At 67.0% G+C, this 21,515-nt stretch carries 21 protein-coding genes; 13 read left to right on the top strand and 8 right to left on the bottom strand.

Annotation, left to right across the window (positions count from 1 at the left end):
- Positions 1 to 38: 38 nt before the first annotated feature.
- Entirely contained in the window at positions 39 to 1,706 is a 1,668-nt protein-coding gene (locus IMW82_RS02020) for an amidohydrolase (protein ID WP_211003747.1), read from the top strand.
- Positions 1,707 to 1,769: 63 nt separating this feature from the next.
- Here the strand turns inward: IMW82_RS02020 and IMW82_RS02015 are convergent, their stop codons facing one another.
- On the bottom strand, positions 1,770 to 2,555 hold the full coding sequence (locus IMW82_RS02015) for an SDR family oxidoreductase (RefSeq protein WP_211003746.1): 786 nt from the start codon (positions 2,553 to 2,555) through the stop codon (positions 1,770 to 1,772).
- Between the two features lie 213 nt (positions 2,556 to 2,768).
- Here IMW82_RS02015 and IMW82_RS02010 point away from each other — a divergent pair, with 213 nt between their 5' ends.
- The 8 genes from IMW82_RS02010 to IMW82_RS01975 all read left to right on the top strand — a co-directional run bounded on the left by IMW82_RS02010 (position 2,769) and on the right by IMW82_RS01975 (position 8,217).
- Complete coding sequence (locus IMW82_RS02010) at positions 2,769 to 3,110, top strand: hypothetical protein (RefSeq protein WP_211003745.1); 342 nt, start codon at positions 2,769 to 2,771, stop codon at positions 3,108 to 3,110.
- A gap of 3 nt (positions 3,111 to 3,113) precedes the next feature.
- Positions 3,114 to 3,503 (top strand): GntR family transcriptional regulator, encoded by a 390-nt coding sequence (locus IMW82_RS02005; protein WP_108471308.1) that lies wholly within the window; start codon positions 3,114 to 3,116, stop codon positions 3,501 to 3,503.
- Positions 3,500 to 4,357, top strand: coding sequence for an ABC transporter ATP-binding protein (locus tag IMW82_RS02000; protein WP_211003744.1), 858 nt, complete (start codon positions 3,500 to 3,502; stop codon positions 4,355 to 4,357). The genes IMW82_RS02005 and IMW82_RS02000 overlap by 4 nt, the downstream gene beginning before the upstream one ends.
- Complete coding sequence (locus IMW82_RS01995; protein WP_108471310.1) at positions 4,354 to 5,334, top strand: hypothetical protein; 981 nt, start codon at positions 4,354 to 4,356, stop codon at positions 5,332 to 5,334. The genes IMW82_RS02000 and IMW82_RS01995 overlap by 4 nt, the downstream gene beginning before the upstream one ends.
- A gap of 33 nt (positions 5,335 to 5,367) precedes the next feature.
- A complete protein-coding gene (locus tag IMW82_RS01990; RefSeq protein ID WP_211003743.1) occupies positions 5,368 to 6,072 on the top strand; it encodes a hypothetical protein in 705 nt (234 codons plus the stop codon).
- 100 nt (positions 6,073 to 6,172) lie between these two features.
- A complete protein-coding gene (locus IMW82_RS01985; protein ID WP_211003742.1) occupies positions 6,173 to 6,895 on the top strand; it encodes a DUF4386 domain-containing protein in 723 nt (240 codons plus the stop codon).
- 33 nt (positions 6,896 to 6,928) lie between these two features.
- Entirely contained in the window at positions 6,929 to 7,357 is a 429-nt protein-coding gene (locus tag IMW82_RS01980) for a DUF6326 family protein (protein WP_211003741.1), read from the top strand.
- Between the two features lie 149 nt (positions 7,358 to 7,506).
- Complete coding sequence (locus IMW82_RS01975) at positions 7,507 to 8,217, top strand: DUF4386 domain-containing protein (RefSeq protein ID WP_211003740.1); 711 nt, start codon at positions 7,507 to 7,509, stop codon at positions 8,215 to 8,217.
- 154 nt (positions 8,218 to 8,371) lie between these two features.
- On the opposite strand, the gene IMW82_RS01970 is transcribed toward IMW82_RS01975, so the two are convergent.
- Positions 8,372 to 9,751 (bottom strand): class II fumarate hydratase, encoded by a 1,380-nt coding sequence (locus tag IMW82_RS01970; protein WP_211003739.1) that lies wholly within the window; start codon positions 9,749 to 9,751, stop codon positions 8,372 to 8,374.
- A 104-nt stretch (positions 9,752 to 9,855) separates the two neighbouring features.
- Between IMW82_RS01970 and purB the strand changes: the two genes are divergently transcribed.
- Positions 9,856 to 11,223, top strand: a complete 1,368-nt coding sequence (gene purB, locus IMW82_RS01965) for an adenylosuccinate lyase (protein WP_211003738.1) — start codon at positions 9,856 to 9,858, stop codon at positions 11,221 to 11,223.
- Positions 11,224 to 11,313: 90 nt separating this feature from the next.
- Here the strand turns inward: purB and gstA are convergent, their stop codons facing one another.
- Positions 11,314 to 11,934, bottom strand: a complete 621-nt coding sequence (gene gstA / locus IMW82_RS01960) for a glutathione transferase GstA (protein WP_211003737.1) — start codon at positions 11,932 to 11,934, stop codon at positions 11,314 to 11,316.
- A gap of 156 nt (positions 11,935 to 12,090) precedes the next feature.
- On the opposite strand from gstA, the gene IMW82_RS01955 reads away from it, so the two are divergent.
- Positions 12,091 to 12,474: a helix-turn-helix domain-containing protein gene (locus tag IMW82_RS01955; protein ID WP_211003736.1), complete on the top strand. Its 384-nt coding sequence runs from the start codon at positions 12,091 to 12,093 to the stop codon at positions 12,472 to 12,474.
- A gap of 100 nt (positions 12,475 to 12,574) precedes the next feature.
- On the top strand, positions 12,575 to 12,745 hold the full coding sequence (locus IMW82_RS01950; protein ID WP_211003735.1) for a hypothetical protein: 171 nt from the start codon (positions 12,575 to 12,577) through the stop codon (positions 12,743 to 12,745).
- Between the two features lie 487 nt (positions 12,746 to 13,232).
- Here the strand turns inward: IMW82_RS01950 and cysK are convergent, their stop codons facing one another.
- Together cysK and cysG are read right to left on the bottom strand one after the other, a co-directional pair.
- Entirely contained in the window at positions 13,233 to 14,174 is a 942-nt protein-coding gene (gene cysK / locus IMW82_RS01945) for a cysteine synthase A (protein ID WP_211003734.1), read from the bottom strand.
- A 68-nt stretch (positions 14,175 to 14,242) separates the two neighbouring features.
- Positions 14,243 to 15,712 carry a siroheme synthase CysG gene (gene cysG, locus IMW82_RS01940; RefSeq protein WP_211003733.1) on the bottom strand — a complete coding sequence of 490 codons (1,470 nt, stop codon included), beginning with the start codon at positions 15,710 to 15,712 and terminating at the stop codon, positions 14,243 to 14,245.
- Between the two features lie 311 nt (positions 15,713 to 16,023).
- Here cysG and IMW82_RS01935 point away from each other — a divergent pair, with 311 nt between their 5' ends.
- Positions 16,024 to 17,019 carry a LysR substrate-binding domain-containing protein gene (locus IMW82_RS01935; protein WP_108471320.1) on the top strand — a complete coding sequence of 332 codons (996 nt, stop codon included), beginning with the start codon at positions 16,024 to 16,026 and terminating at the stop codon, positions 17,017 to 17,019.
- A gap of 129 nt (positions 17,020 to 17,148) precedes the next feature.
- Here IMW82_RS01935 and IMW82_RS01930 read toward each other — a convergent pair whose 3' ends face one another.
- From IMW82_RS01930 to IMW82_RS01920, 3 genes are read right to left on the bottom strand one after another with little or no spacing between them, the layout of a single operon-like run.
- The gene (locus tag IMW82_RS01930) at positions 17,149 to 17,871 is read right to left on the bottom strand and encodes a phosphoadenylyl-sulfate reductase (protein ID WP_108471321.1); all 723 of its coding nucleotides are present in this window, start codon (positions 17,869 to 17,871) and stop codon (positions 17,149 to 17,151) included.
- A complete protein-coding gene (cysI, locus tag IMW82_RS01925; protein WP_108471322.1) occupies positions 17,868 to 19,568 on the bottom strand; it encodes an assimilatory sulfite reductase (NADPH) hemoprotein subunit in 1,701 nt (566 codons plus the stop codon). The genes IMW82_RS01930 and cysI overlap by 4 nt, the downstream gene beginning before the upstream one ends.
- Position 19,569: 1 nt before the next feature.
- Positions 19,570 to 21,420: an assimilatory sulfite reductase (NADPH) flavoprotein subunit gene (locus tag IMW82_RS01920; RefSeq protein ID WP_211003732.1), complete on the bottom strand. Its 1,851-nt coding sequence runs from the start codon at positions 21,418 to 21,420 to the stop codon at positions 19,570 to 19,572.
- Positions 21,421 to 21,515 lie beyond the last annotated feature (95 nt).

Below are 21,515 nucleotides of genomic sequence, written 5' to 3'. Positions count from 1 at the left end.
GACACACTGCGGGTTCACCCACCCACCGGGATCCGCGCATGAAACGCTCGCTATGCCTGTCCATGCTCGCCCTGCTGGCATTGGCACCGGCGGTGCAGGCCGCCGACCTGCTGGTCGACAACGTCAACGGCTACACGCTGGACAGCCACGGCAAGCTGCAGCACTTCCAGGCGCTGCTGGTCGACCAGGGCAAGGTGGTCGCCACCGGCAGCCATGCCGAACTGGCCAATCGCGCCGGCGACGCCAGGGTGATCGACGGCCACGGCCGTACCCTGCTGCCCGGGCTGATCGATGCCCACGGCCATGTGCTGGACCTCGGCTACGCGCGCAACAGCGTCGACCTCACCGGCACGCAATCGCTGCAGGAAGCGCTGGCCAAGGTGAAGGCCTACGCCGCGGCGCATCCCGATGCGAAGTGGATACTCGGCGGCGGCTGGAACCAGGAAATCTGGAAGCTCGGCCGCTTCCCCACCGCGAAGGAACTGGACGCCGTCGTGTCCGACCGCCCGGTGTGGCTGAGCCGCGTCGACGGCCACGCCGCCTGGGCCAACTCCGCCGCCATCAGGCTGGCCGGCGTCAACGCGGCCACCAGGGACCCGTCCGGCGGGCGCATCGAACGCGACGCCAGCGGCAACCCGGCCGGCGTGTTCGTCGACGCCGCCACCGACCTGGTCAACGACAAGGTGCCGGCACCCACCGCACAGGAACGAGCCGCCGCACTCGACGCCGCGCTGGCCGAGATGGCCAGCGTGGGCCTCACCGGCGTCGGCGACGCCGGCATCGACCTGGACACCTACCGGCTCTACCGCGCCTACGCCGACGCGCACAAGCTGACCGCGCGCATCTACGCGATGATCCGCGACACCGGCGCGGCGTTCGACACCATCAGCCGGGACGGCCCGCTGATCGGCTACGGCGGTGACTTCCTCACCGTGCGCACGGTGAAGCTGTTCGCCGACGGCGCGCTGGGCAGCCGCGGTGCGGCGATGCTCAAGCCCTACAGCGACGACCCGCACAACCGCGGCCTGCTGTTCATGCCGCCCGCGGCGATGACCGCGAAGATCGACAAGGCCTTCGCCAGGGGCTACCAGGTGGCCATCCACGCCATCGGCGACAGCGCCAACCGCGAGGTGCTGGACAGCTTTGCCAGCGCCTACCAGACCCACCCGCAAGCGATCGCGCTGCGCAACCGGGTCGAGCACGCGCAGATCCTGTCGCTGCAGGACATTCCCCGCTTCGTGCCGCTCAAGCTGATCGCCTCGATGCAGCCCACCCACGCCACCTCCGACATGAACATGGCCGAGGACCGCATCGGCCACCAGCGGATCGCCGGCGCCTACGCATGGCAGCGCTTCCTCAAGCAGGGCACGGTGATCGCCGGCGGCTCGGACTTCCCGGTAGAGTCACCCAACCCGTTCTACGGCCTGTATTCGGCGGTGACCCGCGAGGACCACGACGGCCAGCCGCCCGGCGGCTGGTACCCGCAGCAGGACATGACGCTGGTGCAGGCGCTGCGCGCATTCACCCTCGACGCGGCCTACGCCGAGCACGCGGAACACACGCTGGGCACGCTGGAGCCGGGCAAGTGGGCCGATTTCATCCTGGTCGACCACGACGTGGTCAAGGACTCGCCCAGCAAGATCTGGAACACCAGGGTGCTGCAGACCTGGGTAGGCGGCAAGCAGGTCTACGCCGCCAGGGATTGATGTCGCAGGATGCGGGACGAAAAAGGCCGGTGTCCACGCCGGCCTTTTTCTTTGCAGCAACGCTCAGATCGTCGAGGTCCGGCCGCCGTCCATCGGGACGATCGCACCAGTGACGTAGCTGGCTCGTGCCGAGGCCAGGAACAGCGCCACGTCGGCGATTTCCGCCGGCTCGGCCAGGCGCCCCAGCGGGATGCCGGCCAACTGCCGCGCCAGCAGTTCCTCACGCGGCAGGCCGGTGGCGCGCACTTCGGCGTCCAGCCCCTCCTCCATGCGGCCGGTGCGGGTGATACCGGGGTTGATCGCGTTGACCCGCACGCCCTTGCCGGCGTAGGCGTTGGCGTAGCCCACCGTGGCCAGCATCAGCGCGGCGTTGGCCGAACCACCGGCGATGTGCAGTGGGCTGGCCTGCCGCCCGCCCTGCCCGATCACGTTGACGATGCTGCCGCGGCCACGCGCGCCCATGCGGCGGATCACCGGGTCGATCGCGTGCATGTAGCTGAGGTACTTCGCCTGCATCGCCGCCAGCACCGCGGCCGCATCCAGTTCGGCCGGCGGCGTGCGGCGCGCAGCGCCGGCGCAGTTCACCAGCACGTCGATCGGGCCGTGGTCGTGCTCGATGCGCTCGATCACCAGCCCGGCCGCCACGCTGTCCTTCAGGTCCGCCGCCTGCACCGCCAGCATCAGTCCGGCCGCAGCGAGCTGGCGTTGCGCCGCCTGCAGGTTGGCCGGGTCACGCGCGATGCCGACCACCGTCGCCCCCTCGCGGGCGAATGCGGCCGTGCAAGCCAGCCCGATGCCCCTGCTGGCGCCGGTGACCACCACCACGCGGCCGGTCAATTCGAGATCCATCGGGCGGCTCCGTCGAGGCTGAAGACTGCCCATTGAACCACGCCGGGATGGCCGGCACCGCGGTTCCGATGCTGCCGAACCGCGCCGCAGCGCGGTTTCGACGCATAGGCCATCAGTCATGTTGCGAAATAGCCACGCGCCTATTGACGGATCGAAACATTGTGTTATAGTTCACTACAACACCACTCAACGAGGTCACTAAGGAGGCCCGTCATGAAAGCGCAAAACCTGATCGCCAGCGCCGCCGCCGTCCTGTTCACCTTCGCCAGCCTGAGCGCCGTCAACTACAACGTCGACAGCCAGCCAGCCCCGGCCAGCAAGACCAGCACCATCCACGTCATCGACCTGGCCCCGGTCCAGGTTACCCCCAGCGCTGCCGAAATGCGCACCGCCGCCCTGCTGAACGACATCGGCGTCGCCGGCGTCGCCGCGATCCCGGCCATCGGTCACCTGGATGGCGCCAGCCACGCGGAGCAGTTCAGCCTGCTCGGGTCGCAGTTGGCCATGCCCTACTATTCGTTTGGCAACAAGTTCGGCCGCATCGGCAAGGAATAAAACATGACCATGATCTGGAACGACAGCGTCCCGATCTATCGCCAGCTGCAGCAACGCGTGGTGGCGATGATCCTGGACGGCGCCTTGAACGAGGGCGACCCGCTGCCGTCGGTACGCCAGGTGGCCGCGGATTTTCAGATCAATCCGCTGACCGTGTCGAAGGCGTACCAGGAACTGGTCGACGAACAACTGGTTGAGAAAAGGAGGGGTCTGGGCATGTTCGTCATCGAAGGCGCTCGCGAGGCGCTGCTGAAATCCGAACGCGAGCGGTTCCTGCGCGAGGAGTGGCCGGTCCTGTTTGCCCGGCTGCAGCGACTGGGGCTGGATCTGAAGACGCTTATGCGCGAAGCCCCAACCGAAAAGGGCAACGCCGACAAGGAGGACAAATCATGAGCGCGGTGATCACGGCCAGTGGCCTGACCAAGCGATACAAGTCGGCACTGGCGCTGGACAACGCCAGTTTCCGCATCGAACCCGGCCGCATCGTCGGCCTGATCGGCCCCAACGGCGCCGGCAAGACCACCGCGCTGAAGGCGATCCTGGGCCTCACCGATTTCAGCGGCGAACTGAACGTGCTGGGCTTCGACCCGCGCAAGCAGCGCGACAGGCTGATGGGCGAAGTGTGCTTCATCGCCGACGTGGCCGTGCTGCCGCGCTGGATCAAGGTACGCCAGGCGGTGGACTTCGTCGCCAACGTGCACCCGCGCTTCGACCGCGCCAAGTGCGAGGCGTTCCTGGCGCGCACCAAGCTGCAGCCCGAGCAGCGCGTGCGGCAGATGTCCAAGGGCATGATCGTGCAGCTGCACCTGGCGCTGGTGATGGCCATCGACGCCAGGCTGCTGATCCTGGACGAACCCACCCTGGGCCTGGACATCCTCTATCGCAAGCAGTTCTACCAGAACCTGCTGGAAGACTACTTCGACGAGAACAAGACCATCATCGTCACCACGCACCAGGTGGAAGAAGTCGAGCACATCCTCACCGACCTGATGTTCATCCGCGACGGCAGGATCGTGCTGGACGCCGACATGGACGCGGTCGGCGAGCGCTTCATCGAAGTGATGGTGGGCGCCGACAAGGCCGACGCGGCCCGCGCACTGAAGCCGCTGGACGAGCGCCAGGTGTTCGGCAAGAGCATTTTTCTTTTTGACGGTGCGAACCGCGCGACGCTGGAGCAACTGGGCGAAACCCGCCGGCCTTCCGTCAGCGACCTGTTCGTCGCCACCATGAAAGGGACCTACGCATGAACACCCCGATCTGGAAAGACACCTACTGGCTGGTGAAACGCGAGTTCTGGGAACATCGCGGCGGCTTTTTCTGGGCCCCCGTCATCACCGGCGGCATTTTTCTGCTGCTGAACATCATGGGCATCATCACCGCCGAGGTGCTGGGCGCCAGCCATGGCATCCATTTCGGAGCCAGCAGCGGCCTGCACGTTGTCATGTCCGACATGGATGCGGGCGACCTCAGCAAGGTGGGCTTTGCGCTGGACCTGGCGATGTATTCGGCGATGGGCCTGCTCACCGTGGTACTCGGCTTCGTGGTGTTCTTCTATTGCCTCGGCGCCTTGTATGACGACCGGCGTGACCGCAGCATCCTGTTCTGGAAGTCCCTGCCCATCTCCGACGCCAGCACCGTGTTGTCCAAGGTCATCAGCGGTACCGTGCTCGCCCCCGTGATCGCCGTGATCGTCGGTCTCGTGGTCGGCATCCTGCAGCTGCTGATCCTCGCCATCACCCTGTCGTTCCATGGCGTGAATGTGTGGCAGCTGCTGTTGCTGGCCCATCCCTTCCGCATCATGTCCAACCTGATCGGCTACATCCCGCTGTATGTGTTGTGGGCCCTGCCGTCGGTCGGCTGGCTGCTGCTCTGCTCGGCCTGGGCGCGCAACAAGCCGTTCCTCTGGGCCGTCGCGTTGCCAGTGGCCAGCGGCCTGGTGATCAGCTGGTTCGGCCTGATGGGCGTGTTCAACCTGCCGGCCACCTGGTTCTGGAAGAACATCGTGCAGCGCGGCCTGCTCAGCACCTTCCCCGGCACCGGCAGCATGTTCAACACCAACGGCGACTCCATCGTCCACGTCTCCGGCAACCCGAGCATGGACTTCATGGACCTCGCCAACACCTACCAGTTGCTGGCATCACCGGACCTGTGGATTGGCGTCGTGATCGGCCTGGGCCTGCTGGCCGGCGCCATCTGGTTCCGCCGCTGGCGCGACGACAGCTGACTTCCAGTCGAATTCGGATCAAGGAGAACATCCATGAAGCGCATCACGCTCAATACACTCGCACTGGTCCTGCTGCTGCCGCTGGCTGCCTGCAGCCAGTCCGGGCAGGACACCAGCCCATCGGGCGCCGCCGGCGACACCACGCAGGCCGCGAAGGAAGTCCGCGAGCAGACTTCTTCCTCGATGATCGCCACCGAGGTCCGCAAGGGCATCGAGCAGGCCAAGAAGGAGCTGGTCACCAAGGACATCGACGTGGGCGGCATCCACATCGGCGACGGTCCGCACCCGCACGACGGCTCCCTGCCCAAGGCGGTGATCACCCCGCAGGGCACGCTGGTCATCGCCGGCAAGCCGGTCGAGGCCACGCCGGAACAGCACACCCTGCTGGTGGGTTATCGCCAGCAGATCATCGGCATCGCCGAAGCCGGCATGGACATCGGCGCCAGCGGCGCGGACGTCGGCGTCACCGCGGCCAAGCAGGCGATCTGGGGCGCGTTCACCGGCAAGACCGACAAGGAGATCGAAGCCAGCATCAAGCCGCAGACCGATCAGATCCAGGCCGCCGCCATGCAACTGTGCAAGCGCCTGCCCGACCTCATGACCTCGCAGCAAAAGCTGGCCGCGGCGATGCCTGCGTTCAAGCCCTACGCCACGATGACGCAGCAGGACGTCGACGACTGCGGCAAGGACGTGAAGGACAAGGACGGCAAGAAGGGCTTTGCCGTGTTCTCGGACTGAGTCGGGTCGCGCCAATGCCCGTACTGCCCCGTGGCGTCCCGCGACGCCACGGGGCGTATCTCCCGCCCTCGCCGCCAGGCAGCCATCGCATGGAGCACACATGAGTCCCCAGGATCGAACCGCACGCCAAGCCGGCTTGCTATACCTGCTGGTGGTGCTGCTCGCGCCGTATCGACTGATCTACGTACCGAACGCCTTGTTCGTGAGCGGTGACGCGGCCGCGACCATCGCCCGCATCACCATGCACGAGACACTGTTCCGAATCGGCCTGGCCACCGATCTCGTCTGCGGGGCGCTGATGGCCTTCGTGGCGCTGGCGCTCTACCGCCTGCTGGGCGACGTGGATCGACGGCACGCCATCGCCATGCTGTTGCTTGGCGGCGCGCTGGTGCCGGCGCTGTACTTCTTCAACGTGATCAACGATGCCGCTGCCCTGCTGCTGGCGCACGGCGGGAATGCACTCGCCGCCTTCGATCCGCCGCAGCGCGCGGCGCTTGCCATGCTGTTCCTGCGCCTGCACGGCGAAGCTGTCGGCGCCGCCGAACTGCTGTGGGGGCTATGGCTGTTCCCGCTGGCGATGCTGGTGCTGCGTTCGGGCTTCCTGCCGCGCCTGTTCGGCTACGGATTGATCCTCAATGGCCTGGCCTACCTGATCCAGAGCATCGCCTGGGCCGTGCTGCCGGGTTGGCGGGACATGCTTTCCAGCGTGCTCGGCCCGCTGCAATTCGTGGAAGTGCTGTTCATGCTCTGGCTATTGCTGCTGGGCGCACGCCCCAGCTTCCGGCAAGCGCAAGCCGCATCCGTCACGCCCACGCGTGCGTGACTGCCCTTTCCCATCGCCTACAGGGAGTTTGCCTTGAACACGACCGCCAACCAGCCACTCGAACACTGGCGCGCACCCGTACAGCTGAAGCTGGCCGCGCTGTGGACGTCGGTGATGTTCTGCTACATCTACGGAGATTTCCTCGGGCTCTACCGGCCCGGGGATATCAAGGGAATATTGGCTGGGCAGGGCTTGCTGGGGCCGACCAGCCAGGGATCGCTGCTTGCCGTGGCCATCCTGATCGCCGTGCCGGCCGTGATGATCTTCCTGTCGCTGACGCTGCCACCGGCACTGGCCCGCTGGTTGAACATCCTGGTGGGCGTGCTGTTGACCATCATCGTGCTGATGACCATACCCGGGTCGTGGATGTTCTACATTTTCCTCAGCAGCATCGAGGTGGTACTGCAGTCGCTTGCGGCCTGGTACGCATGGCGGTGGCCACGCAGCGCAGCAGCCTCCTAAGCCAAAACACTGCGCCGTGCCGGTTCACGAACCTTCAGGCAACCCAAACCGACGCTCCGCCATCCAGCCACTGGATACATCCAGAACGCTGCGCGAAAGCATCCGCCGGCATCTTTCCGCACAGCCATCCACGACCAGGGAGTCAACGCATGTCCACCGTTACGGAAAGTGCTGCGCAAATGCGCTACGCGCGCATCGCCGGCTTCGTCTACCTGCTGCTCATCGTCTTGTTCATGGGTGGTCAGTTGCTGATCGGCCATGTCACCGGCAGCGGGACTTTCGCCGAGCGCACCGTGCGTATCGTTGCGGAACTGCCGCTCTATCGCGCCGCGCTCGTGCTGCAATTCCTGGCATCGGTGTTCACGGTATTGCTGGCGTATTCGCTGTACGTGGTACTCAAGTCCGTGGACGAACACATCGCGCGGCTGGCCCTGTATTTCCGGCTGGGCGAGGCCTTCGGCGGGTTGACCGCGATCGTCGCATTCGCCGCGCTTGCGCTGCGGACGGAGCCGGAATTTGCGCAATCCCTGGGCGCCACGCAGATGAAAGCGCTGGTGGACCTGGCCCAAGCCGCCGACTTCGCATCATTCAACATCGGGATCGTGTTCTTCAGCTTCGGCTCGACGCTGTTCTATCGGCTGTTCCTGCGCACGCCTTATTTGCCGCGAGTGCTCTCCGCATTCGGCATGTTCGCGTCGGCGCTCACCTTCGTGGTAGCGGTAACCAGCCTGGTGATGCCAGCGTGGGGAGACGCTTTGCAAGTCGGCTGGGTACCGATCTTCATCGCCGAAATCGTGACTGGCATCCTGCTGATGGTTCGTGGTGCACAGTCAGCGCAGGCCGCCGCGATCGCCAGGTAGCCGACACCTCTCATCTCCACCACTCTGAAGGGCCACATGGGCCCTACGATGCGGCAATCCGGAATCCATTTTCGGCTTCCCCACAACAAATGGATTCCGGATTCATCGTCAGAAAAGCCAGTGATATCCCGGAATGACAGCAGTCAGCGGGGCATTACCCGTGGATGCCGCCCTTGGTGAGCGTCATCGGATCGAGCAGTTTCCTCAGTTCGTCCTTAGACAGCCCGGTGGTTTCCAGCGCCACCTCCATGATCGGCCGGTGCTGCTTGTACGCCAGCTTGGCGGTGGCTGCGCCCTTCTCGTAGCCGATCACCGGGTTCAGCGCGGTGACCAGGATCGGGTTCATCGCCAGTGCTTGGTTCACCCGCGCCTTGTTGACCTTGAAGCCGGCGATGGATTTGTCGGCCAGCAGCATGCTGACGTTGGCCAGGATCCCGATCGACTGCAGCAGGTTGTGCGCGATCAGCGGCAACATCACGTTGAGCTGGAAGTTGCCGGACTGGCCGGCGATGGTGATGGAAGCGTCGTTGCCGATCACCTGCGCGGCGACCATCGCGGTGGCCTCGGGAATCACCGGATTGACCTTGCCCGGCATGATCGACGAACCCGGCTGCAGTGCCGGCAGCTCGATCTCGCCCAGGCCGGCCAGCGGGCCTGAATTCATCCAGCGCAGGTCGTTGGCGATCTTCATCAGTGCCACCGCCAGCGTCTTCAGTTGTCCAGACAGCTCCACCGCGGCGTCCTGCGCGGCCATGCCCTCGAAGTAGTTTTGCGCCGACTCGAACTTCACCCCGGTCAGCTTCTTCAGCTGGGCGGCCATCGCCGGGCCGAACTTCGGATCGGCATTGATGCCAGTGCCCACCGCGGTGCCACCCTGCGGCAGCCGGCGCATGCGTTTCAGCGCATCCCCGATGCGCTCGATGGCGGAACCGATCTGCGCCGACCAGCCAGACAATTCCTGGCCGAAGGTGATCGGCATCGCGTCCATCAGGTGGGTACGGCCGGTTTTCGGCGTGTTGCGCAATTCACGCGCGCGCCTGTCGATGGTTTGCTTCAGGTGCTTCAGCGCCGGCAGCAACTGCTCGCTGGCGGTGAGCGTGGCGCTAACGTGGATCGCCGTGGGGATCACGTCGTTCGAGCTCTGCCCGTAGTTGACGTGGTCGTTCGGATGCACCTTGGCGCCCGCCGCCACCGCCAGGTGCGCGATCACCTCGTTCGCATTCATGTTGGTGCTGGTACCCGAGCCGGTCTGGAAGATGTCGATCGGGAACTGCGCGTCATGCTGGCCATCGGCCACCGCCAGCGCCGCCTTGCGGATCGCCGCGGCCTGGTTCTTTTTGAGATGTCCCATCGCCAGGTTGACCTCGGCGGCCGCGGCCTTGATCAGCCCCAGCGCGCGGATGAACGGGCGCGGCAGGTGCAGGCCGGAGATCGGGAAGTTGTCGATCGCGCGCTGGGTCTGCGCGCCGTACAGCGCGTCGGCGGGGACCTTCAGCTCGCCCATGCTGTCGTGTTCGATGCGGAAGCCGCTCATGGTTCTGTCCTTGCAAGGGGGTGGGAAACCCGCCAACTATAGGCCGCAAGGCATCGCGCCGCTGTCAATGTAAAATGCCTGTTTCCCCTTGCCGGAACGCCCCGATGTCCAACCACGCCCTGACCGCCTTGTCGCCGCTGGACAGCCGCTACGCCAGCAAGGTCGAAGCGCTGCGCCCGATCTTCAGCGAGTTCGGCCTGATGCATCGCCGCGTGCAGGTGGAAATCGCCTGGCTGCTGGCGCTGGCAGCCGAGCCGAAGATCGCCGAGCTGCCGCCGTTCGACGCCGCCCAGGTCGCCACCCTGCAAGCCATCGCGGATGACTTCAGCGAAGCCGACGGCGAGCGGATCAAGGCGATCGAGGCCACCACCAACCACGACGTCAAGGCGGTGGAGTACTTCATCAAGGAGAAGATCGGCGCCGATGCCGGCCTGGCGCAAGCTAAGGAGTTCGTGCACTTCGCCTGCACCAGCGAGGACATCAACAACCTGTCCTACGCGCTGATGTTGCGCGACGCGCGCAGCCAGGTGCTGCTGCCGCAGCTGGACGCGGTGATCGCCAGGCTGCGCGAGATCGCGCACGCGAACGCCGCGCTGCCGCTGCTCTCGCGCACGCACGGCCAGACCGCCTCGCCCAGCACGCTGGGCAAGGAAATCGCCAACGTGGTGGCGCGGCTGGAGCGCCAGCACAGGCAGCTCGCCGCCGTGGAGATTTCCGGCAAGATCAACGGCGCAGTGGGCAACTACAACGCCCACGTCATTACCTACCCGGAGCTCGACTGGCGCGCGTTCTCGCAGCGCTTCGTGGAAAGCCTCGGCCTCGACTACAACGCCTACACCACCCAGATCGAGCCGCACGACAACGTGGCCGAATACTGCGACGCGGTGCGCCGCGCCAACACCATCCTGATCGACCTGGCCCGCGACATCTGGGGCTACATCTCGCTGGGCTACTTCAAGCAGACGCTGAAGGCCGGTGAGGTGGGTTCCTCCACCATGCCGCACAAGGTCAACCCGATCGACTTCGAGAACGCCGAGGGCAATTTCGGCCTCGCCAACGCCCTGCTCGGCCATTTCGCCGAGAAGCTGCCGATCAGCCGCTGGCAGCGCGACCTCACCGACTCCACCGTGCTGCGCGCGCTCGGCACCGCGTTCGGCCACGGCCTGGTCGCGCTGGAGTCACTGAAGAAAGGCCTGGGCAAACTCAACGTCAACGCCGACCGCATCGCCGCCGACCTCGACGCCAGCTGGGAAGTACTGGCCGAAGCCGTGCAGACCGTGATGCGCCGCTACGGCCTGCCGCAACCCTACGAACAGCTCAAGGCGCTGACCCGCGGCCACGGCATCACGAAGGAGTCGATGCGCGAATTCATCGCCGGCCTCGACCTGCCGGCGGAAGCGAAGCAGCGGTTGCTGGAGCTGACGCCGGGTGGCTACATCGGCTTGGCCGAAGGGCTGGCGAAAGACATCTGACCTGCATGAAGCCGGCCTTCCCCTCCCCTGCGCGCAGGGGAGGGGGGGTGTCGTTCCGGGCCGCGCATCACACGCGCAGCCCGATGTGTATCAGGCGAGAGCCTTCTTCACCAACCCTTCCGCCTCCAACGCCGCCTGCACCGCGGGGCGCGCAGCCACACGCTTCTGGAACGCCAGCAGTGACGGAAATGCGGACAGGTCCAGCTCCACGTGCTTGGCCCAGTTGGTCACGGTGAACAGGTAGGCGTCGGCCGCGGTGAACTTGTCGCCCAGCAGGAACGGCTGCTTGGCCAGTACGCCCTCGATGAACTGGTAACGCTTCGCCAGGTACTCCTTGCGCTCGGCACGGGTGGCCTCGGGCGTATCAGGCTTGAACAGCGGGCTGTAGCTCTTGTGGATCTCCGAATTGATGTAGCCCAGCATCTCCTGCAGGTGGTAGCGCGGCAGCGTGCCGTTGGCGGGCGCCAGGCCGCTCGCCGGCTTCTGGTCGGCCAGGTACTGCACGATCGCCGGGCCTTCGGTCAGCACTTCGCCGCTGTCCAGCACCAGCACCGGCACGTAGCCCTTGGGATTGATCTGCCAGAAATCCGCACCGTGCTCGGTGCGCTTGGCCTTGCCGTCGACCTTCTCCAGTTGCAGCGGAATACCAGCCTCGAGCGCCACGATGTGCGGGGAAAGCGAGCAGGCGCCGGGGGAGTAGTAGAGCTTCATGCGATGACTCCTGATGGGGACGGGGGAACGGACGCGCGCCGGTCAAAGCCGCGCATCCCTCCCTCGCATGCTACGCCACCATGGTTACCATTGGATACCACCTAACCGTCGGTTAGTCCTAGAATGCGGTAACTCCCCGGTTACCGAGCCACCCGCATGGGCCTCCCCGTCCGCAAGAGCAAAGTCATACCACCGCCCGCCTGCCCGCTCACCGAAAGCCTGGCGCTGCTGCGCGGCGCCTGGGCACCCAACGTGATCTGGTACCTGAGCGGCGAACCCCGCCGCTTCGGCGAACTGCGCCACGACATCCCGCGCATCTCCGCCCGCGTACTCAGCGCCCGCCTGCGTGAACTGGAATCGCGCGGCCTCGTCTCCCGCCGCCTGCTCGACACCTCCCCGCCTTCCGCCGAATACGCGCTCACCGAACTCGGCCGCGAACTGCTGCCGGCGATCAGCGCGCTGGCGCGGGTGGGACAGAAGTTGATTACGGAGTGGGATTCGCGGGCGTCGCTCGGAAAGAAGGCGCGCGTGGTGGGGTGAGGCGCGCTTGCTACGGGGCGGGAACGATGCCACGGTCGCTTCCGGCGTCGCCAAATACTTCTGGATTAGATTGCACAGTTCGGGCGCAGGGGGAAACACTATGGCGACTGAGAAAAAACTTGAGTGGCGTTTTTGGGTTGGCGTTGTGGCAACTATTCTATGGCTCGCCGCCGGTTTCTATTTTTGGCAGCACTACAAACACCCGGATGATCTAAATGGACTTGGCGGTTTTTTTCTGGCTTCTTTGCCCCTGTCGCGTTTCTCTGGTTGATCTTGGGCTACCTTCAGAATACTGACGCGCTCCAGCGTGAGATCAAAACCATCCAAGAAGATCGTGAGCTACGGAGACGCGCGGCTCTGCCAAAATTTGTCCTACACCACGCTGGCACGTCTGGCGGGCCATCCGGCATGACGTACAACGTTATTCTTACTAATGTCGGTAACACAGCCACTGCGCTCGTCGTATCCGCCACTCCACCGGTAAGCAACTTCACACGTGTATCGCTGCCACTACTGCAACGAAATCAAGAGGCATCGCTTTCGTTTAACTCCAGCGGAGCCTTCGATACTTCACTTACCTTCTCGTTCTTCGATGCGAATGGCGTACCTGGCGAGATAGAGGTGCCAATTTCTTGCAATGAATATAACCAAATGCAATTTGGTGCAGCACGTGAAGTCTCACACACTGCGCCCTAACAATTATTCATTCAAGCCGAAGCCGCTTCGCGGCTCGGCTTAACTCAGGCGCTAGATACCCCTCACTCCACCTCATCCGACCCCTCATTCACCCCCTCGAACAGGAACGTCGACAGATAGCGCTCACCGGTATCGGGCAGCATCGCCAGCAGCACCGAGCCTTCCGGCGCGCTCTTGGCCACCTCCAGTGCAGCGGCCAACGTGGCGCCGGAGGAGATGCCGGTGAAGATGCCTTCCTGATGGGCCAGCGCGCGCGAGGTGTCGCGGGCCAGCACGTCGTCGACCGGCACGATGCGGTCGACCACCTTGGGGTTGAGCACGGCCGGCACGAAGTCCGGGGTCCAGCCCTGGATCTTGTGCGGCTGCCATTCCTTGCCGGACAGCAACGCTGCGCCGGTCGGCTCGGTGGCGATCACCTTCACTTCTGGGCGCGCCACCTTGAGCACTTCGCCGACGCCGGTGAGCGTGCCGCCGGTGCCCCAGCCGCTGACGAAGTAGTCCAGCCGGCGGCCGGCGAAGTCGCGCAGGATCTCCGGCGCGGTGGTCTGCCGGTGGTAGGCCGGATTGGCGGGATTCTCGAACTGGCTGGCGAGGAACCAGCCGTGCTTGCGCGCCAGCTCTTCCGCCACCTTCACCATGCCGGTGCCACGCGCGGCGCCGGGCGTGAGCACCACCTTGCCGCCGTAGGCGCGGATCAGCTTGCGCCGCTCGATCGAGAACGTATCGGACATCACCGCCACGAACGGGTAGCCGCGCGCCGCGCAGATCGCCGCCAGCGCCACGCCGGTGTTGCCCGAGGTGGCCTCGATCACGGTCTGGCCGGGCTTGAGCGTGCCGCGCTGTTCGGCGTCGAGGATGATCGCCAGGGCGAGGCGATCCTTCACCGAACCGGCGGGGTTGAACGCCTCCACCTTCACGTACAACTCAACGTGCTTGGGGGCGAGGCGGTGAAGCCTGACGATCGGCGTGTTGCCGATGGTGTCGAGGATGCTGTCGTGGATCATGGGAAGGCTCCGTCTGGCAAGGTGAAAGGCGGTCGCGAGAGCATGCTCGCGCCCGGGTGAAACTACCGTCAGGCGCGGTGCACCGCCGCCAGTACGTCGGTGGCGGCCGGGCCGGCCGCGCGCGCGGGGCGGATGTCGTGCACCGCGGCGCCCAGCGGCGGCGCCCCGAACCAGGCCAGCGCGGTGGCCAGCGACGCCACTTCGCCCAGGATCAGCAACGCCGGCGAACGCACCCCATGGGCCGCGGCCCGCTCGGCCAGGTGGGCCAGGGTGCCGGTGACCACCCGCTGCTCCGGGCGCGAGCCGTTCTCGACCAGGGCGAACGGCGTCGACGGCGCGCGGCCATGCGCGACCAGCCGGGCCTGCAGCTCGGCCAGCTCGGCCACGCCCATGTACACGGCCAGGGTCTGCCGTTCCTGCGCCAGCGCGGCCCAGTCCAGGCTGTCGCGCGAGGACTGGCAATGCGCGGTGACGAAACGCACCGACTGCGCATGGTCGCGATGGGTCAGCGGCACGCCAGCGTAAGCCGCGCAGGCGACCGCCGCGGTGATGCCGGGCACCACTTCGTAGGGGATGCCATGCGCGCGCAGGAACTCCAGCTCCTCGCCGCCGCGGCCGAACACGAACGGGTCGCCGCCCTTCAGCCGCACCACCCGCCGCCCCGCCCGCGCGTGCTGCAGCAGCAGCGCGTGGATGCCGTCCTGGGTGGTGTGGTGGTGGCCGGCCTGCTTGCCCACTTCGATCCGCTCGGCGTCGCGCCTAGCCAGCTCCAGCACCTCGGCGCTGACCAGCCGGTCGTGCAGGATCACGTCGGCCTCATTCAGCGCACGCAGCGCGCGCAGGGTCAGCAGGCCCGGATCGCCGGGGCCGGCGCCGACCAGCACCACCGAGCCGGTCCGGGCAGGCGACGGCGCCGCCAGTGCCTGCCCGGCTGCCTGCCAGGCCTCGTCCGGCCGACCCTGGCGCAGCAGCGCGGCGACCGGACCGGCAAACAGTTCCTCGTAGAACCCGCGCCGCGCCGCCGGCTCCGGATAGCGCAGTCGGATGCGCCGGCGCAGGCGTGCCGCCAGCGTGGCCAGCGCGCCCAGCGAATGGTCGAGCAAGGTTTCCAGCCGCTCGCGCAGCAGCCGCGCCAGCATCGGCGCCTCGCCGCCACTGGAGATCGCGATGGTCAGCGGCGCGCGATCCACCACCGCCGGCACATGGAAACTCGACAGCGCGGCGTCGTCGACCACATTGACGAAGATCCGCCGCAGCCCGGCGAAGGTGGCGATCATCCGGTTCAGCTCGGCGTCGGAGGTGGCGGCCACCACCAGCCAGACCCGCTCCAGCCAGGCTTCGCGAAACGCATCGGGGCGGTGGGCGATGCGCCCTGCCGCCACCCAGCGCTGCAGCTGCGGGGTGAGCTCGGGTGCGTTCACCGTGACCTGCGCCTGCGCGCCGAGCAGCGCCGCCACCTTGCGCTCGGCCACCGCGCCACCGCCCACCACCAGCACGGCGCGGCGGGACAGGTCGGCGAACAGGGGATAGAGCTTCATTCGGGCGGAACCGCGGCGTGCAAGGGAGGGCAAAACCACGCTACGCAAGCGCCGTCGTCCCGGCAAATGATCTGCGCTTGTGTCCATATGTCGCTGCGTTATGAAGCGCGCCACACTTGACCATTCGGCAAAATGGCCGTATAGACGTCCAATCATGATCCGTCCAACCCACCACCACGAACCCGCCCGCGACCCCAGGTCGGCCGCCTGCACCCAGGCTCCATGCACGACGCCGGCCCGTGCCATGCGATGTATCCGTGTTCCGTCCGCGCCCCGATCGCACGATCCCGACCGCCCACGAGACCATCGCCATGACGCTGACCCAGTTACGCTACCTCGTTGCCATCGCCGACTCCGGCCTCAACATCACGCTGGCCGCCGAGCGCGTCCATGCCACCCAGCCCGGCCTGAGCAAGCGGCTCAAGCAGCTTGAGGACGAACTGGGCTTCCAGCTGTTCGTGCGCAAGGGCAAGAGCCTGGACGCGGTGACCCACGCCGGCCGGCACGTGCTGGAACGCGCCCGCACGATCCTCGCCGAGACGGCCAACATCCGTGCGATCGCCGCCAACCTGCGCAACGAGGCGCGCGGCGAGCTGCGCATCGCCACCACCCACACCCAGGCCCGCTTCGCCCTGCCCGCCGCGATCGGCGCGCTGAGCCGCAGCTACCCGCAGGTCAGCGTGCACCTGCAGCCGGGCCGCGATAGCGAAGTGCTGGCCCAGCTGGAGGCCGGCCGCGTCGACCTGGCGGTGATCAGCACCGCCGGCGCGCCCCCAGCCACGGGCATCGCGCTGCCGGCCTACCGCTGGCAGCGGGTGATCGTGGCGCCGCAGGGGCATCCGCTGGGCGCGGGCGGGAAACCGCCCACGCTCGACCAGCTGGCCGCGTTGCCGCTGGTCAGCTACGACTCCTCGCTGAAGCCCGACTCCTCGCTGCGCCGTGCGTTCGAGGCCGTCGACCTGCATCCGCAGATCACGATGACCGCCGGCGACGCCGACCTGATCAAGACCTACGTGCGCACCGGCCTGGGCATCGGCGTACTGGCCGAGATGGCGATGCTGGAAAGCGATACCGACCTGCGTGCGCTGCCGGCCGATCACCTGTTTCCCCAGTGCACGACCTGGATCGTGCTGCGCCGTGAAAGCGTGCTGCGCGAATACGTGCTGGAGTTCATCGCGCAGTTCGCGCCGCACCTGGACCGCCGCGACGTGGTGCGCGCGCTGGCTGCCGATGCTGCGACCATCGAGTGGCCAGCGGTGCCGCACTGGCGGGAGCGTCCGCCCACCGCGCTGCCCGACGCCGCCTGAAACCGTTTCGTAGGGCGGGCACCGCCCGCCGCTTTTCCGGCACCTCGCGATGAAATGTGGCAAGAGCGGCGGGCACCGCCCGCCCTACGAAGCTGCCAGATGTAGGCCCGACGAGCCAGCGCGGAAAGTCTACGCGATGCTGTGCAGTCCGCATTCGCGCTTGAGCCCGAAGAAACGGGTGTCCTCGGCGTCCATGCCCGGCTCCCAGCGATGGCTGGTGTGGCTGTCGCCGATCGAGACGTAGCCCTGCTGCCACAACGGGTGGTACGGCAGGCCGTGGCGCGCGAGGTACTGGCCGATGTCGCGATCGCTCCAGTCGGCCAGCGGATGAAACTTCCAGCGGCCGTTGCGGATCGCCGCGAACTCGATCGCCGCCCGGCTCCGCGACTGCCCGCGGCGCAGGCCGGCGAACCAGCCGACGGCGTGCAGGTCGGCCAGCGCACGCTGCATCGGCTCGACCTTGCGCAGCCGGTTGTAGTGGTCGAGCCCGGCCACGCCCTGCTCCCACAACCGCCCGTGGCGCGCTTCCATCCAGGCGGGACTGAGCGGCGAGCTGTACACCTTGAGGTTCAGCCCGAGTCGCTCGGTCAACTCGTCGACGAAGCGGTACGTCTCGGCAAACAGGTATCCGGTGTCGATCAGCACCACCGGCAGTGACGGCCGCTGCCGCGTCACCAGGTGCAGCGACACCGCCGACTGCGCGCCGAAGCTGGACGACAGCACGTGCTCGCCGGCGACGTTTTCCAGCGCCCACGCCACCCGGCGTTCGGCGTCGAGCCGGGACAGCATGGCGTTCAACGCGGCCAGCGCGCGCGGCTCGTGCGGAGCCTGCTCGAGGAGCACGGCACTCACGCGAGCAGTTCCGCCGGAATGCGCCGCGACGGCAGCGGCGCGAGGATACCGGCACGCAGCAGGAAATCGCCGAAGCCCTCGCCGTCCGCACGTTCGGCGGCGTAGCGCGCGAACAGCGGATCGAGCGCGGCGAGGATCGCCGCTTCGTCCACGTTCTCGCGATAGACCTGGTTCAGCCGCTGGCCGCTGAAGTCGGCGCCCAGACGCAGGTCGTAGCGCCCCGGCCCGCGACCGACCAGGGCGATCTCGCCCAGGTACGGCCGCGAGCAGCCGTTCGGGCAGCCGGACAAGCGCAGCAGGATCGGCGCGTCGGCCAGGCCATGTCGATCGAGCAACGCCTCCAGCTTCGGCAGCAGCGCCGGCAGGTAGCGCTCACTTTCGGCCATCGCCAGGCCGCAGGTGGGCAGCGCCACGCAGGCGATCGCATGGCGGCGGATCGCGCTCTGCTTGCGGTAGCCGTCAAGCCCGTGCTCGCGCACGATCGCGTCGATGCGCTCGCGCTCGCTCGCCGCGACGTTCGCCACGATCACGTTCTGGTTGCAGGTCAGGCGGAAGTCGCCGGCATGCACCTTCGCCAGCTCGCGCAGGCCGCTGAGCCAGCGCCGCTCGCCCACGTCGGCGAGCCGGCCGGATTCGATGTGCAGGGTGAGATGCCAGCGGCCGTCGTGGCCCTCGACCCAGCCGTAGCGGTCGCCGTTGTGCTCGAAGCGGTACGCACGCGGCGCGGCCAGCGCGTGGCCGAGGCGCGATTCCAGCTCGGCCTTGAAGGCGTCCAGACCGTGCCGGTCCAGCGTGTACTTCAACCTAGCGTGCTTGCGTTCGGCCCGGTCGCCCCAGTCGCGCTGCACGCCGATCGCCGCCTCGGCCACCGCGAACAACTGTTCCGGCGTGGCGAAACCGATCACGCTGGCCAGCCGCGGGTAGGTGCTGGCGTCGCCATGGGTCGCGCCCATGCCGCCGCCGACGGCAATGTTGAAGCCGCGCAGCCTGCCCTGCTCGACGATCGCGATCAGGCCCAGATCCTGCGCAAACACGTCGATGTCATTGAGCGGCGGGATCGCCAGGCCGATCTTGAACTTGCGAGGCAGGTAGGTGGCGCCGTACAGCGGCTCGCTCTCTTCCACGGGATCACCGTGCAGCTTCTCGCCGTCCAGCCAGATCTCATGATAGGCGCGCGTCTTCGGTGCCAGTTCGGTCGAGAGCCGCGTGGCCCAGGCATACGCCTCGGCATGCGCGGCCGACTCCACCGGGTTCGCCGTGCTGACCACGTTGCGCACCACGTCGCCGCAGGCGGCGATGGTGGTGGCCAGCGCCTCGTGGATCGCCGCGATAGTCGGCTTCAGCTTGCGCTTGATGATGCCGTGCCACTGGAAGGTCTGCCGCGTGGTGATGCGCAGCGTGCCGCTGGCGTATTCGCGGGCGATGCGGTCGAACACCAGCCACTGCGCCGGCGTCACCACGCCGCTGGGCAGGCGTGCGCGCAGCATGAACGAGTAGGCCGGTTCCAGCTTCTGCTTGCGGCGCTCCTCGCGCAGGTCGCGGTCATCCTGCTGGTAGCTGCCGTGGAACTTCAGCAGTTTGGTGTCGTCGTCGCTGATCGCGCCGGTGACCGCGTCGGCCAGACCCTCGGCGATGGTGCCGCGCAGGAAGCGGCTGGCCGCCTTGATGTGTTCGAGGTGCGAGAGTTTCGTGCTCATGTCAGTACACGTCGCGGGCGTAGCGGCCCTGTTGCAGGAGATCGCCGAGCCAGGCGTTCGCCTCGTCGGCTGACTGGTTGCCGTGGGCCACGATCACGTCGACCAGCGCGGCATGCACGTCGCGGGCCATGTGTTTCGCGTCGCCGCAGACATAGAGGTGTGCGCCGTTCTCCAGCCACTCATGCAGCTCGGCGCCGTGTTCGCGCAGGCGATCCTGGACATAGGTCTTATGCGAATCCCTCGCAACACCCCGCACATCCTTGTGCGGACTTTCAGAAAAAGCGTGGTCCCGCGAGAACGCCAGGTCGAGCCGGTGCAGCGAGCCGTCCTGCAGCGCCTGCTGCCACTCCACCTGGTAGAGGAAATCGCTGGCGAAGTGGCGGTTGCCGAAGAACAGCCAGTTGCGGCCCGTGGCGCCGCTTTCGCGCCGTTCCTGCACGAACGCGCGGAACGGCGCCACGCCGGTGCCCGGCCCGATCATGATGATGTCGCGCGAGCCATCGGCCGGCAGGCGGAAGCGCTCGTTCGGCTCGATGAATACCGGCAGCTTGCCGTCCTCGCCGGTCGCGGCGAGCAACGAGGAGGCGGCGCCCCAGTGCGCGCTGCCGTGCGCCTGGTAATCCACCACCGCCACGGTCAGGTGCACCTCCTCGCCCACCGCCTTTGTGCTGGAGGCGATCGAGTACAGCCGCGGCGCCAGTGGCCGCAACGCCGCCAGCAGCGTCTCGGCTTGCCATGTCGCCTGGTAGCGGCGCAGCAGGTCGATCGGCTGCTCGTCGGCCAGTACCGCCGCGAACTGCGCCGACTGCTCCGGCTGCAGCAGTCTGGCCAGTTCGTCGTGGCCGCCGGCGGTCGCCAGCGCACTGATGAAGCCGCGGTGCAGCCGGGTGATCTCGCGCTCGTGGCCCAGCCACTGCCGCAGCGGCAAGGTGCGCTGCTGGTGGGTCACTGGCTGCGCGCCGTCCAGTTGCAGGATTTCCAGCCATTGCTCGACCAGTGCCGGCGGATTGTGCGGCCACACGCCCAGCGCATCGCCCGGCTGGTAGTGCAGGCCGGAGCCTTCCAGCGACAACTCGACATGGCGCACGTCGCGCGCGCTGTCGCGCGCCACGATGCGCTGGTTGGCCAGCACGGTGGCGGCGAAGGGTTGTTCGCGCGACCAGGCGCTGCGGCTTGGCACCACGTGCAGCGGGGTCGCCCGCACCGGCGCGCCGGCCTGGCGCAGCCGCTCCCGCGCCTGCTCCAACGCCTGCTCCACCCACGGCGCAGCGACGGCCTCGACCTCCACGTCCGCTTCGCCGAAGGAAGCGAGGCGGCTGCCACCCAGCTCGGCCAGGCGAACGTCGAGCTGGCGGCCGATCGTGCAGAACTGCGGGTAGCTCGAATCGCCCAGCCCCAGCACCGCGAATTGCAGCGCCGGCAGCTTCGGCGCGCGCTTGCCGCTGATGAACTCGAACAGGCCGCGCGCGTCGTCCGGCGGCTCACCGTCGCCCTGGGTGCTGATCACCAGCAGCAGATGGCGTTCCTGTACCAGCTCGCGCTGCGGATAGGCATCGGCGCGCAGCAGCCGCACCGGCAGGCCGGCTGCTTCAGCACGACTGGCCAGCTGCTCGGCGATGCGCTTCGCGTTGCCGGTCTGGCTGCCGTAGACGATGCTCAGCCACCCGGCCGGCTGCCCCACCGGCACAACTGTCGTCCCGCCGCGTTGCACCTGCTCGGCCTGCGCCGCGCTCCATGCGGCAATCCAGTACAGCTGGGCCGCCGTCAGGCTCTCCAGTTCACGGGTCAGCCGGACCAGCTTGTCTGCATCGAGGCTTGGCGCAGGAAGGTTCGGTACGGCGACGGTATTCACGGCGACTCCATTTGGACGTCCATAATTCTTGACGTCCAAATTATTTTTTAACCGCATGCCCGGGAAAGGATATGTCGACATGTGCTTATGCCGAG

Source organism: Rhodanobacter sp. B2A1Ga4 (assembly GCF_018101315.1).
In the GTDB taxonomy this organism is placed as follows: Bacteria; Pseudomonadota; Gammaproteobacteria; order Xanthomonadales; family Rhodanobacteraceae; genus Rhodanobacter; species Rhodanobacter thiooxydans_A.
This window is presented reverse-complemented; position numbering and strand designations above follow the sequence as displayed.

What these genes read in the sequence shown, in the direction of transcription:
- IMW82_RS02020 (WP_211003747.1), top strand. Translation starts at nt 39, where the DNA reads ATGAAACGCTCGCTATGCCTGTCCATGCTCGCCCTGCTGGCATTGGCA.
- IMW82_RS02015 (WP_211003746.1), bottom strand. Translation starts at nt 2,555, where the DNA reads ATGGATCTCGAATTGACCGGCCGCGTGGTGGTGGTCACCGGCGCCAGC.
- IMW82_RS02010 (WP_211003745.1), top strand. Translation starts at nt 2,769, where the DNA reads ATGAAAGCGCAAAACCTGATCGCCAGCGCCGCCGCCGTCCTGTTCACC.
- IMW82_RS02005 (WP_108471308.1), top strand. Translation starts at nt 3,114, where the DNA reads ATGACCATGATCTGGAACGACAGCGTCCCGATCTATCGCCAGCTGCAG.
- IMW82_RS02000 (WP_211003744.1), top strand. Translation starts at nt 3,500, where the DNA reads ATGAGCGCGGTGATCACGGCCAGTGGCCTGACCAAGCGATACAAGTCG.
- IMW82_RS01995 (WP_108471310.1), top strand. Translation starts at nt 4,354, where the DNA reads ATGAACACCCCGATCTGGAAAGACACCTACTGGCTGGTGAAACGCGAG.
- IMW82_RS01990 (WP_211003743.1), top strand. Translation starts at nt 5,368, where the DNA reads ATGAAGCGCATCACGCTCAATACACTCGCACTGGTCCTGCTGCTGCCG.
- IMW82_RS01985 (WP_211003742.1), top strand. Translation starts at nt 6,173, where the DNA reads ATGAGTCCCCAGGATCGAACCGCACGCCAAGCCGGCTTGCTATACCTG.
- IMW82_RS01975 (WP_211003740.1), top strand. Translation starts at nt 7,507, where the DNA reads ATGTCCACCGTTACGGAAAGTGCTGCGCAAATGCGCTACGCGCGCATC.
- IMW82_RS01970 (WP_211003739.1), bottom strand. Translation starts at nt 9,751, where the DNA reads ATGAGCGGCTTCCGCATCGAACACGACAGCATGGGCGAGCTGAAGGTC.
- purB (WP_211003738.1), top strand. Translation starts at nt 9,856, where the DNA reads ATGTCCAACCACGCCCTGACCGCCTTGTCGCCGCTGGACAGCCGCTAC.
- gstA (WP_211003737.1), bottom strand. Translation starts at nt 11,934, where the DNA reads ATGAAGCTCTACTACTCCCCCGGCGCCTGCTCGCTTTCCCCGCACATC.
- IMW82_RS01955 (WP_211003736.1), top strand. Translation starts at nt 12,091, where the DNA reads ATGGGCCTCCCCGTCCGCAAGAGCAAAGTCATACCACCGCCCGCCTGC.
- IMW82_RS01950 (WP_211003735.1), top strand. Translation starts at nt 12,575, where the DNA reads ATGGCGACTGAGAAAAAACTTGAGTGGCGTTTTTGGGTTGGCGTTGTG.
- cysK (WP_211003734.1), bottom strand. Translation starts at nt 14,174, where the DNA reads ATGATCCACGACAGCATCCTCGACACCATCGGCAACACGCCGATCGTC.
- cysG (WP_211003733.1), bottom strand. Translation starts at nt 15,712, where the DNA reads ATGAAGCTCTATCCCCTGTTCGCCGACCTGTCCCGCCGCGCCGTGCTG.
- IMW82_RS01935 (WP_108471320.1), top strand. Translation starts at nt 16,024, where the DNA reads ATGACGCTGACCCAGTTACGCTACCTCGTTGCCATCGCCGACTCCGGC.
- cysI (WP_108471322.1), bottom strand. Translation starts at nt 19,568, where the DNA reads ATGAGCACGAAACTCTCGCACCTCGAACACATCAAGGCGGCCAGCCGC.